This is a genomic window from Evansella vedderi, from assembly GCF_030813435.1.
Classification (GTDB): Bacteria; Bacillota; Bacilli; order Bacillales; family Salisediminibacteriaceae; genus Evansella; species Evansella vedderi.
The window spans coordinates 130,707-143,391 of record NZ_JAUSUG010000001.1; the positions used below are offsets into that span (position 1 = coordinate 130,707).

At 38.3% G+C, this 12,685-nt stretch carries 10 protein-coding genes and 3 pseudogenes; 10 read left to right on the forward strand and 3 right to left on the reverse strand.

The window, feature by feature from the left end; genetic code table 11:
* Positions 1–135 precede the first annotated feature (135 nt).
* The 10 genes and pseudogenes from J2S74_RS00745 to J2S74_RS00790 form a co-directional block, all read left to right on the forward strand.
* Positions 136–407: pseudogene (locus tag J2S74_RS00745) on the forward strand (FAD-dependent oxidoreductase).
* 470 nt (positions 408–877) lie between these two features.
* Positions 878–988, forward strand: a pseudogene (locus J2S74_RS27355) (glucosamine-6-phosphate deaminase); the annotation flags it as partial.
* 360 nt (positions 989–1,348) lie between these two features.
* Positions 1,349–3,448, forward strand: a complete 2,100-nt coding sequence (locus J2S74_RS00755) for a BglG family transcription antiterminator (protein ID WP_307320599.1) — start codon at positions 1,349–1,351, stop codon at positions 3,446–3,448.
* Positions 3,449–3,474: 26 nt separating this feature from the next.
* A complete protein-coding gene (locus J2S74_RS00760; protein ID WP_307320602.1) occupies positions 3,475–3,915 on the forward strand; it encodes a PTS sugar transporter subunit IIA in 441 nt (146 codons plus the stop codon).
* A complete protein-coding gene (locus J2S74_RS00765) occupies positions 3,915–4,184 on the forward strand; it encodes a PTS sugar transporter subunit IIB (protein WP_307320605.1) in 270 nt (89 codons plus the stop codon). Before J2S74_RS00760 ends, J2S74_RS00765 begins: the two co-directional genes overlap by 1 nt.
* Positions 4,185–4,208: 24 nt before the next feature.
* A complete protein-coding gene (ulaA, locus tag J2S74_RS00770; RefSeq protein WP_307320607.1) occupies positions 4,209–5,504 on the forward strand; it encodes a PTS ascorbate transporter subunit IIC in 1,296 nt (431 codons plus the stop codon).
* Between the two features lie 135 nt (positions 5,505–5,639).
* Entirely contained in the window at positions 5,640–6,632 is a 993-nt protein-coding gene (locus J2S74_RS00775; RefSeq protein WP_307320609.1) for a phosphotriesterase family protein, read from the forward strand.
* Positions 6,633–6,650: 18 nt separating this feature from the next.
* Positions 6,651–7,382: a creatininase family protein gene (locus J2S74_RS00780; protein ID WP_307320612.1), complete on the forward strand. Its 732-nt coding sequence runs from the start codon at positions 6,651–6,653 to the stop codon at positions 7,380–7,382.
* Between the two features lie 78 nt (positions 7,383–7,460).
* Entirely contained in the window at positions 7,461–8,207 is a 747-nt protein-coding gene (locus J2S74_RS00785) for an SIS domain-containing protein (RefSeq protein ID WP_307320615.1), read from the forward strand.
* Positions 8,208–8,363: 156 nt separating this feature from the next.
* Positions 8,364–8,617: pseudogene (locus J2S74_RS00790) on the forward strand (phosphocarrier protein HPr); the annotation flags it as partial.
* A gap of 58 nt (positions 8,618–8,675) precedes the next feature.
* Here the strand turns inward: J2S74_RS00790 and J2S74_RS00795 are convergent.
* From J2S74_RS00795 to J2S74_RS00805, 3 genes are read right to left on the reverse strand one after another with little or no spacing between them, the layout of a single operon-like run.
* A complete protein-coding gene (locus J2S74_RS00795) occupies positions 8,676–10,235 on the reverse strand; it encodes a hydantoinase/oxoprolinase N-terminal domain-containing protein (protein WP_307320618.1) in 1,560 nt (519 codons plus the stop codon).
* Positions 10,236–11,327, reverse strand: coding sequence for an S-methyl thiohydantoin desulfurase family protein (locus J2S74_RS00800; RefSeq protein WP_307320621.1), 1,092 nt, complete (start codon positions 11,325–11,327; stop codon positions 10,236–10,238). It lies immediately after the preceding gene.
* A 19-nt stretch (positions 11,328–11,346) separates the two neighbouring features.
* Complete coding sequence (locus J2S74_RS00805; RefSeq protein WP_307320624.1) at positions 11,347–12,666, reverse strand: cytosine permease; 1,320 nt, start codon at positions 12,664–12,666, stop codon at positions 11,347–11,349.
* Positions 12,667–12,685: the final 19 nt, after the last annotated feature.

The window sequence follows — 12,685 nt, forward strand, 5'->3', positions numbered from 1 at the left end:
CCCTAATATAAAATTTTTAATTGGGTGAATCGATATAATTATAGTTTGATTTTATGTTTCTAGCAATAAAATTTTAAATTCTTCCAAAATTCGTCACTAGATTCCAGTTTACTAGGGAATAGGATGGAACAATGAATGAAAGCGTGGGTGTCCGGAGACGGTGCTTTTGATATTCCGTATCGTTCCTTGGTACCACAGAAAGTAAAGAATTTACTAGTAACGGGTCGCTGTATTTCTACTTCACACGAAGCTTTAGCAACGACACGATTACGCCAAGTGCCATGGCAACTGGGCAAGCGGTTGGTACAGCAGTATCCATTGCTATTGACACAAATGTTACTCCTATAGAAGTGGATGTGAAAGTCTTGCAGGAGATATTGATAGAGGATGGAGCCGTGTTGGGTTAAGGGAAATCGGGGGAAGGGCAGGGACAAAGTTATAGGAATTTTTCACTGGTTCCGGTGCTTCCCCAGTTGACCATCACCCGAGCGAGAAGGGAACTGAGGAAAGAGATTATTAAAGCGGCATGTAGTTGCCCTGACCGAGTATTGTCGAACTCGGTCTTTTTTAGTGTGTGTTAATTTATTTTATAGATTCTATTAAAGGATTATGTGGCTTTTCAATGATTCATAGAAATAACGGCTTTATTCGAAGGATTATACATCAATTTTTAGTTACTTTTAAGAGGTGCTATTAACTATTAGTGTTTAGTGACGAGACCACTGAACATACAGTGAACTTAGATGAATATATTGGAATTCCTGTTGATCATCCACACAGCTATCATTAATTTATGAATAATCAACTATTTAATCATATTAATGTTCCGATGAACCAAACCCATTTGTCGAACGGAGAAGCGAGTGACCTAGAGAAGGAATGTGTCCGTTATGAACAACTTATTGATGGTTTAGGTGGGATTGATATTCAGCTTTTAGGTGTTAGAAGCAATGGGCATTTTGGCTTTAATGAACCAGGTACACCCTTTAAATGGCTGACTCCACTCGAGAGGCCAATGCCTGTTTGTTTGAAAACAAAGGCGCTGAATGAGCTTATCCATGGGAAAAACAATTGTTGCAGACAGAGCGGCATTAAGCTTAGTAGAACAAAAAAAACAAACTTTATAAGAAATATTGCGGACTGTTCCCACTGCGATAAAACTTTAACGTGGTGGGTACAGTCCTCTAATTATTATTCCAAAATACTATTTTTATAGTTAGGTACAAATTTGCACAAACTAGCCGTAAGTGATTCGGTCTTACAGTTCTTATATAAATTATTTAATATAAAGTTAAGCAATTGCACAAAAACTTTTTTGCACCGATCCCTGTGCAAGGAGGAATTATATATGTTAGATCAACGCAGTACTGCAATCCTGACTCAATTAGTAAATGCTACCTCCTATTTACCAGTGAAAGTACTAACGGAACGGTTTAATGTTTCAAGAAGAACCATTTACAACGATCTAGAAAAAATAAATAACTGGTTAAAAGAGCAAGGTCTCTCACCCGTGCAACAAGTACGCTCGGCTGGTTTAATCATTGATAACGAGACAAAAATCATCATTCCAAAAAAAATAAAAAAGCTTGAGCCATGGCACTATGAGTATTCTGCAAAAGAACGAAAATCTTGGCTGGCGATTCATTTGTTAGGGAGAGATACGGAGCTTTATTTAGATAATCTTATGGATCTAATAAGGGTTAGTCGTAATACTACCATTGAAGATTTAAAAGTTTTAAAAGAAGAGTTAGTTAAGTTCCAATTGAAACTTGAATTTGATCGAAAGTCAGGATATACCATTATTGGTGATGAAAGAAGCAAGAGAAAAGCAATTGTTTACTATTTATCGTTAGCATTACCAGATCAAACGTGGCAATCGTTAGTATCCGCTTTTCAATTGCTGATTACTTCCAATAAGGAAGCGGAAACTACCCTTTTTAATGTAGAACAACTAAAAGCAATATATGCAATCATTTCAGAAAGTGAAAAGATATTGCAAATTCACTTTGCGGATGATGTATTACACAGTTTGAGTTTACGTTTCCTTCTCTTTGCGAAAAGAATCTCTAAAGGGAAAATCGTTGATATAGAGCCAGTAGAAAAAGAAGTTTTGATTGAAACAAAAGAGTATAAAGTTGCCCAATTTGTTTGTGAAAAGCTAACAAACATTTTTAAAGTAGCTTTTCCAGAGGATGAAATATTGTATCTTACGACCCATTTATTAAGTGCAAAGATACAATATTCCGAAGTTGCTCTATCCGATACTTCTAACTTTCAAGATTTGGCTGGAATCATTTCAGCAATGGTCGATGATTTCCAAAAATATGCCTGTGTATTATTTCAAAATCGAGACTTACTGGAAAAGAACTTATTTATGCATATTAAACCGGCGTTTTATCGGATAAAGTATGAACTTGAAATTGAAAATGAAATTGCTGAGTCTATAAAAGAAAAATACACCGAGATTTTCCTGTTAACGAAAAAAATCATCCACCATTTAGAACGGTTTATTAATAAACCAGTTCATGATAATGAAATTGCCTTTATCGCCATGCACTTTGGTGGGTGGATGAAAAGGGAAGGAACAACTCCAGCCGTACGAAGAAAAGCGTTAATTGTTTGTGCTAGTGGATTAGGTACTTCGCAGATGCTAAAGCAACAGTTAGAGGGGTTGTTTTCAACAATTGATATTGTTGGGGTTGCTTCTATAAGAGAGTTTGAGAGTAAAGATTATGACGTAGATTTTGTTATTTCCACTACACAAGTAGCCAAGGATGACCAACCAGTTTTTATTGTCAATCCGATTCTTACAGAAGCAGAAAAAGAAAGCTTATTAAAAAAAGTTAACTCACTGTTTCAAACATCGCAAGAAAATAAATCCATTGAAGGGCTTATGGACCTTATTAAACGTCATGCAGATATTTTTGATGAATCATCTTTAATGAAGGAACTGAAACTGTTTTTAAATAAGGCATCAGTACAAAAGGTGACCGTGAAAAAGCCTAATTTAGCCAATTTAATAACGGAAGAGATGATTCAGTTGGTGGAACATGTTCCCAACTGGCAAGAAGCGATTAAATTAGCCTCCGTGCCGCTCTTAGAAAGAAACTGGATTACAAACAATTATGTAGAAGCAATGATAGGCAACATTGAAAAACTAGGTCCTTATATTGTCATTTCACCTCAATTCGCGATTCCCCATGCTAAACCAGAAGATGGGGTCAATAGATTAGGCATGAGTTTGTTACGTGTAAAAAATGCGGTGCCATTTTCTGCAAACTCAAAACATGATGTAAACATTATTGTGATTTTAGCCGCAATTGATAGTGAAACTCACTTAAAAGCATTAACTCAACTGACTAATATGTTGAGTCAATCCACAGTAATGGATAAACTCATAGCGTCGAATTCGAAAGAAGAGATACTAAAATTAGTAGCTTCTCGTTAAATTAAAAAATGTTGGAGGAAATCGTAATGAAATTTTTAGAAGAGTCGTTAGTCGCTTTAGATATAGAGGTTTCTCAACCAGAAGAAGCCATTCGTGAAGCGGGCAAACTTCTACTTAATTTAGAATTAATCGAACAACAATATATCGAGGCAATGGTAGCTTCTTTTCAAAAAAATGGGCCTTATTTTGTTCTTGCACCAAAAATAGCACTTCCCCACGCTAGACCTGAAGATGGGGTGGCGGAGGCGGCAGTCTCGCTCATTCGTCTGAATGAACCTGTTCGGTTTGGTCATGCTTCAAATGATCCTGTTCAACTTGTTTTTGCGTTAGCTGCCTCTTCTAGTGAAGAGCATTTACAAGTACTGCAAAAGCTAATGCAATTACTAGGTGATGAGAACAATGTTTCAAAGCTATTATCAGCAAAAAGTTATCAAGAAATTAATCAACTAATTGGAGGGAATGGGTAATGAAAATTTTATGTGTATGTGGTTTAGGACAAGGGACAAGCTTAATTTTAAAAATGAATGTGGAAACGGTATTAAATCAGTTAGACATTGAAGCAGATGTGGAAAATACTGATGTATCCAGTGCTTCCAGTGAAAATCCTGATTACATTATTACTAGCAACGAGCTTGCTCAGTCATTAGAAAACCATCCAGCGAAGGTTATCATTGTAAACAACTACTTTGATATGAATGAAATAAAGGAAGCATTGCAAGAAAATATGAATTCTTAAAAAACACATTAAGGGGGAAGAATCATGGAAATAGTACAATGGTTTGCAATGAACATTTTTGGTCAGCCCGCAATTTTACTTGGTTTAATTGTGTTATTAGGTTTACTACTGCAAAAGAAAGGCTTTAGCAAAACAATCAGCGGAACATTTAAGGCGGTTATTGGATTTTTAATTATTGGTGTAGGGGCAGGGGTTATTGTTAACGCCTTGCTCGTTTTTGAACCGATGTGGAAAGAAGTATTTAATCTTCAAGATCAGCCGCTTGGGGAATTCATGGGACAAGAAAGCTTTAATGCGAAATACGGTAGTGCCGTTACGTTAGCATTCTTCCTTGGGTTTCTTATTAACGTATTACTTGCTAAATTCACAAAAATGAAATTTATTTATTTAACAGGGCACATGATGTTCTGGACGGCGACAATTTTCGCTGGGATTATTGTTCATACAGTTGGCGATGTACCAGGTTGGAAACTAGTAACGTTTCTTGCTATCTTCTTAGGTATTTATTGGACAGTTCAACCTGCAATCGTTCAACCATTTATGAAAAAAGTAATGGGGCATGACAATATTGCATTAGGTCATACTTCTGCGTCCGTTGCCTTGCTTGCTTCATTCTTAGGAAAAGCTTTTGGAAATAAAGAAAATGATACAGAAAAAATTAAACTTCCAAAAGGATTAGAATTTTTGCGAGATTCAAATGTAATTACAGCATTAACAATGGGAATTCTTTTCTTAGTAGGAGCGTTTATTCTTGCTACAAAAGATACACCAGGGGCACAAGAATTAATGGCTCAAGCTGGAGATCAAAGCTTTTTCGTTTATGCTATCATTCAATCTTTTACATTTGCAGCTGGTATTGCAGTCGTTTTACTAGGGGTAAAAATGTTTATTGGAGAAATCGTACCTGCTTTTAATGGTATTTCAACGAAGCTTGTACCAGGGGCTCGCCCAGCATTAGACTGCCCGGTTGTCTTCCCGATGGCTCCAAATGCAGTTATCTTAGGTTTCTTAGGGGCATTTGTTGGTTCCTTAATCTGGTTAGTAGTCATTGGAAATACAGTAGCGTACATTTTCGTTCCAACAATGATTGTATTGTTCTTCCACTCAGCAACAGCAGGTGTATTCGGTAACGCTACTGGTGGTGTACGAGGAGCTCTTTTAGGAGGCTTCGTTACATCTACGGTGGTTGCTTGGGGACAGTTTATCATGGTTAAATTCTTGATTTCTTCCACGAACCCAGATACAGCCATGTGGGCAGCGGACTCAGATATGTTTATCCTTGGACCAATTGTTAGATTTTTAGCTCAGTTAGTATTTTAATAGCATCAATTTTTGATATTGACTTCATTAGTAAATACGATGAAACCAACATGGTGAAAATATCATGTTGGTTTCATTTAAATTATTTATGCACAATAAAAATATCTGTTGTATCTATTTTTAAGGAGGTTTCTCATGAGTTTTATCCGTACATTAAGAGGGGACATATCCCCAAGTGAATTAGGTTTCACCTATTCCCATGAACATATTGTTTGTCGACCAGATTATTGGGTGCAACGGGGGGAGGATGACTTACTTCTCGATGATAAAGATAAGTCAAAGTTAGACGTCCAAGACTTTAAATCTCATGGTGGGAGATCCATCGTTGATGCGACAGCAGTGGATTATGGTCGTGATGTACCAGCCGTAAAAGAGATCTCAGATGAACTAGATATTCATATTATTGGAACAGCTGGTTTTAACAAAAGTTTTCTATGGGATGCGAAAATAAAAGAGGAGTTAAAACCGATTATTGGAAACTATGACACGTATGAAAACTGGATTGAGCAAGCGTCTATTAACGGGATAACAGAATTTGTTATTCGTGAGGTGGAGGAAGGTTTAGAAGGAACACCGTTTAGAGCAGGCCAAGTGAAGTTTGGAACTGGATATAATCGGATTTCTCCATTGGAAGAAAAGACGTTACGTGCTGTAGCACGTGCCCATCACGAAACCAAAGCTCCCGTTCATTCCCATACGGAAGTGGGAACCATGGCTTTAGAACAAATTGAACTATTGAAATCTGAAAATGTGAACTTAGAATGTTTAAGTATCGGTCATATGGACCGTAATCCAGACCCATATTATCATGAGCAAATTGCGAAAACAGGAGCGTATTTAAGTTTTGACGGTATTGCAAAAATTAAGTATGCCCCTGAATCAACGAGAATTCACTGTATATTAGATCTAGTGAGAAAGGGTTACGAAGATCAAATATTAGTTTCTGGTGACACTGCTCGCAAAACATATTTAAAGCATTATGATCATGGGCTAGGCTTTGAATACATCATTGCTAAATGGGTACCTAGATTTATCGATGAAGCAAATCAAAATGGATTTGACGGGGAAAAACTCATACAAAAATTCTTTGTTGAAAATCCTGCACGATGCTTCACGTTTAAAAAGTAGTTTTTTGGAGGACTTTAGTTGAAATTCCAACATGAAAATTCATATGAAGTAGCTGAGAAAATTAAAGAGAAAAAAGTTGCCATATTGCCAGTCGGTGCTGTAGAAGCTCATGGTCCCCATCTACCGTTAGGGACCGATAACTTCTTGGCAGAGCGTCTAAGTGAAAAGGTTGCAGAACGTGTTGATGCCTTTGTTTTACCAACTTTACCGTATGGACAAGTTTGGAGCTTGAAGAATTTTCCGGGGAGTATTAATGTTTCCAACGAATCTTTAACAAATATTCTCGTCGATATTGGGGAAAGTCTTTTTAGACAAGGGTTCCAAATTTTTGCCTTAGTAAATGGACATCTTGGAAATGCTGTTGCCCTGAAAGAAGCAGCAAGAAAGCTTTACGAGACGTGTCCAAAGTTAAAAGTCATGTACTTGTTTTATCCAGGGATAAATAAAGTGGTGAACGAAGTAAGGGAAACCCCTTCGAGTCACGGAACTTATTTCCATGCGTGTGAAATAGAAACATCATTTATGCTGTATCTTGCTCTAGAATACGTGGAAATGGGCAAAGCCATCTGTGATATCCCAGTTATTCCCCTTAGCGCGGATGTTACTCCAACCCCATGGGAGGAGTTTACGCAGTCAGCTGTTTTAGGGGATGCAACTCTGGCAACAAAAGAAAAAGGGGAAAAAATAATTGAAACATCCCTTGATAATATCGTGAAATTGATTGAAGAAGTAAAAGGGACAATAAAGTAATTGCCTCTTTCTAAATCTGAACTGATCCAACACCATGATGATGCAGTACAGGAACTATTTTTCCACGGAGGGTAACATATGTTGACAACGTATTTTGAAAAGATAGAAGAAAAGTTAAAGGAAGTATTAAGTGAAGAAGAAGCTAATTTACAATTAGCTGCCGAAAAAGTGGCAGAAAGCATTCAGAATGGTGGAATCGTGCAATTATTTGGTTGTGGCCATTCACATATTTTAACAGAAGAAGTTTTTTACCGGGCAGGAGGATTAGTACCAATAAAGCCAATTCTAATTGAACCCTTAATGCTCCATGAAGGTGCACTCCGCTCCTCCCAATTAGAAAGAAAGAATGATTATGCAAAATCTTTTATGGAAGAACAGGATATTCAATCAAATGATGTCGTCTTTGTTTTATCAACTTCTGGCAGAAATCCTGTTCCAGTTGATGTGGCTCTTTACGCAAAAGAAAAAGGTGCTTTTGTCGTTGGAATTACCTCTCTTGAGTATTCACAAAGTCAGCCTTCAAGACATAAAAGTGGAAAACACTTATATAACTCTGTAGACGTAGTAATCAACAACTTCTCTGTGAAAGGAGATGCTGTCCTTTCCTACGAAAAAGTAAAAGAGCCATTTGCGCCTACCTCCACCGTAGTTGGTGCGACAATTCTCAATAGTATCTTAGCGGAGTCGATTAAGTTGATGGCTGATAATGAATTTGAGCCACCGGTATTTTTAAGTGGAAATATTGAAGGGTCTGACAGTCACAATGAAGCATTGATTCAAAAGTATCATCAGCGTATTCCTTTACTATCATTAAATGCGGAATAAATAAAATTTGCTGAAAATTAATTAACGGGACTGGGAGCTTACAGAATAGTAGCTTCCTTTTTCTTTTGGTTAAAACAAGCAAGTATCCTGTTTACACTAGGACAATTATAGTTAAGGAGTTTAGAAACTAAATGATAAAAATCTGGAGGATTAGACATGTTCGAAAAGAAATTCAAGATCACAGACGCTGCAGGAATTTATGCAAACCAGCAACTCAGCTCGTTAATACAGCAAGTCAATTCAGTTCCGAAATTATACTAGTCTACAAAGAAAAGTCTGTAAATCTAAAATCGATTATGGGTGCCATGTCTTTAGGAGTCGGTCAAGGAGCAGAGATAACGATTCAAGCGGAAAGTTCTGATGAAGAAGCGGCATTAGAGAGCATTACAGAAGTGATTAAAGGTGGTTTAGGGAGACAATGTATAGGGACAGGTGCACATCACATCATACCTGTCCCTTTGTCCCGTTTTATTCCGCCAATGGTCCAGCGGCTTTTGCCCGAATTCTGGTTGCATTTCCAGGGAGGTAAGCTAGTGGTACATCTTCGAAATCTACGATTTCTACTTTGTTCGCATCTGCTCCTGCAACAACAGCTTCTTCTTTTGCCATTTGCTTTGCTAATTCTAACGTTTCTGTTCTTCCTAATTCATCTAATGCGAATACCCGTTCAACTTGTCCACTTACTTGGGAAATTGCTGATCCGATTGCATTAGCAACGCCAAAGTGGTCTGGACGGTGAACGATAGAAGCGCCCTTTAGTTTTTCGGGTAGTAGTACACTTCCTCCACCTACTAGAATTACCGGAATAGGTTCAGCGCTTGTTTTCATTCGATCAATCGCTTCTTCTACTTTTTCTACTAATATATGATAAGCCTTCTCTACTAAATCCTTGTCTAATTCTACAACTTTAGTAACATCACCGATTTCCGCCATACCTTTAGCTACGATTATATCCGTTGTTGTTAAAGTGTTGCCGCCGAAAACATATGCTTCTTGTTGAAGTCGGTAGCCAACACTGTCAGGACCGAGCGTTACTGTACCGTCCTCTTTCACTCGTACAATCGTTCCACCGCCAATACCAACGGAAGTGATATCTGGCATTCTAAAATTTGTGCGAACTCCGCCAATTTCTACAGCAAGGGAAGATTGACGTGGGAACGAGTTCACAAGCACACCGATATCTGTCGTTGTTCCACCAACATCTACCACAAGAGCATTGGATTGATTGGTTAAATATGAAGCACCGCGAATACTATTTGTCGGACCACATGCAATGGTGAGGATCGGATACTTAACCGTGTACTCAACAGACATAAGCGTTCCGTCGTTTTGTCCAAAGAAGACTTTTGCATTCACACCTTCTTCTTTCAATGCATTCACAAAACCGTTTGCTGTACTGCGGGCAACATTGACAACGGCAGCATTTAGAATCGTCGCATTTTCCCGTTCAAGAAGGCCAACACTTCCAATTTCACTTGAGAGGGAGATGGCTACTTCATCGCCTAATACTTCTTGAAAAATCTTTTGTGCTTCATGCTCATGATCTGTTGATACAGGTGAAAAAACAGAAGTAATAGCGATGGAGTCCACTTTTCCTTTTAATTCGTTCGCAATTTCAGATAAACGCTTTTTATCTAGTTCAGCAATTTCCCTTCCGTCAAACTCATTACCACCACGGACGATATAAACGTATTTGCCAAGTATTTCTCTTAAATCATTAGGAACACCAACAAGTGGCTTAATCCCTAACGTCGCAGGGGCACCAATCCGGATAACGGCAACTTTATTTAATCTTTTACGTTCTACAATCGCATTCGTACAATGAGTCGTTCCTAACATGGCATACTTAATTTCTTCTTTTGGAACATTGGCAGCATCAATAATTTTCTTTACTGCCTTATAAATACCAGTACTTACATCTTCTGTTGTTGGCTCTTTCGTCTCTGAAATAACGTTATATTGGTCATCTAAAATTACTGCATCTGTATGTGTTCCACCAACATCTATTCCAATTCTATAGTTACCCAATTATTTCTCCCCCTTTCCCACAAGCTCTTCGACAGGTGTGAAATCCACATCGTATCCAAAGTAACCAGGGCCAGCAGTTGCTATTCCTTTTTCTGTTCGCCACTTTGGATCACATGGCATCCCAATTACTATACAACGTGCGCCGTATCTTAACCCTTCTGTTGTAATTGGCATCCCTGTCTCAGCATCTAGGACTGCGATTAAGTCAGGAGTGACACATAGTAATTTATCCTTTGTTTTTGCAATTAAATGCTCATTCTGGAAGTTTAATTCCAATTCTTCATTTTTATTATCATTTATTCCTTCAATGGTAGCTGTTCCTCTTGCAAAGCCAGTCTCTGTTTTACGATTAATATCTTTTACCTTTCCTTCAAAGAGACGATAACCATTTGTGATCTTTAGAACCGCATCAATTGGATCATAATTTTTTTCTTTTGCTTCACGAATACTACGTCCAATTTCTTCTTCAAGGCTTAACGTTTTTTGAATAGCCGAACGTTTCACATCTTTCCCTTTCATAGGGTAAATGGCCAACATGACAGATCCACCCATCTCGATCGTTGCCCCCCGTGCTAACCGTTCCGCCCAAACGCTGTTGATTGTATTCAATACCATGCTGTTTCCTTTTTCATCGGATAACACCATTGGCGTTGCTTCTAAGCCGTCTAAGTAAAAAGTAACCATTTGCAACTCTGGAAAAGCACGCCCCATACCGTCAGCGTCAATAACTGGCAGACCTTGTCGAGCCGCTAAAGCGAATGGGAGCAAGGAATTAACTCCTCCAGCCTCTATTGGCATGGTTGCATAAATTTCTTCCCCTAAATACTCCTGTAACGAATGAAAAGCTGTAATAGCCTCTTCACCACTTGGAATTTTTTCGACCATGACTGTCGGAGCTCCCATCATTGCTGAAGGAACAATAACTGCTTCGTCAGGTACTTCTTCTGGATCAATTAATTTGATGGGACCATGCTCTTCAATTGCTTGGAGCGCCATTAGTTTTCCAATATAAGGGTCGCCTCCTCCACCTGTTCCTAATAAAGCTGCCCCTACAGCGATGTCTTCTATTTCTTGCTTTCCTAGTAATCTCATGAATGTCCCTCCAATTTTATTACGCAGCTAGAGATTTTGTATTCGCTGCGTTTTTCTGAGTCACTTTAGAAACAACAGCCTGCAAAACGAGTGCAATCAAAAAGGCATCAAATCCAGAGGCACCTGTTAAAGAAAATAATCCAAAGCCGTTAGGTGCAGGTGTTGTCATAAATGCTACGAGTGATGCTGCAACCCAGACACTAATAGCGGGTATATTAACGGCAGACATATTATTTAAGTTTTCAAAAGTATATTTTGTTTTATTTACTAGATAATCTGCCACATAAATTCCTCCAATTGGCGGAATAAGTGCGCTTAAGAAGATCAGAAATGGAATGAAGTTATCATATATACCGCCAACAGCTAAAGCCGTTCCGATAGTTCCAGCAATAATGGTCAAAACATACTTTGGTATCTTTTTAAAAATAACCGAGAATCCTAAAGCGGAAGAATACAAGTTATTGTCATTTGTCGTCCATTGAGCCAAAATGAGTACCAATAAGGCACCAGATCCCCATCCAAGACCTAACATGATAGCAACGATGTCTACCTGAGAGGTAGCCTTTGCAATTACTGCCGCAGCAATAAGTACTAAGCTAAACCCAGCAAAGAAACCAACAAAAGAAGAAATGACAGCATCTTTAGGTGTTTTGGCGTAACGGGAAATATCTGGACCAATAATGGCACCAACTGCAAGTGAGCCGATGATAAGGGAAATAGAAACACCTATTGTTAATGGTTCTCCAAACATATTGTCTGCTACTTGACTTTCACCTGAACCTGAAACAACTCTTACTAGTGAGGCGATAATTAAAATCCCTAACAATGGAACGGCCAGCAAGCTTAGTTTTTCAATTGCTTTAAAACCAATTACTGCTGTTGCCGTCATCAAAATTCCACCAATGACGATGAGTAATCTTGTATTTAATTCCATACCAAATGAGTTATAAATGACTTGAGCCAAACTTGCTCCAAACAAGTCTAGTTGGACTCCAAACCATCCAAATAAGGCTATAGCTATAACGGTGGATACTGCATAGGAACCATATCTTCCTAAGGCAAAAGTAGAGACTAAAGCCGTTGACAAATTTGTCTTAGCACCTACTAAGCTGCAAAGTGCGCTTAAACATGCCAGTAGGAAGGTTCCAATAAACGTTGCTACAATTGCTTGAGGCATCGTCAAGCCACCTGCCAATGTTCCTCCTAAGATAATGGCAGAGAGAGCAACAATTCCCCCCATCCATACAATGGATAACCTTAACCAACCTTTTCTCTTCTCTTGGGGTACTGGTTCCCGTTCATAATCTTTTACTAAGTTTTCTCTTGATGCATTTGCCATTATATTTCCTCTCCTTAAA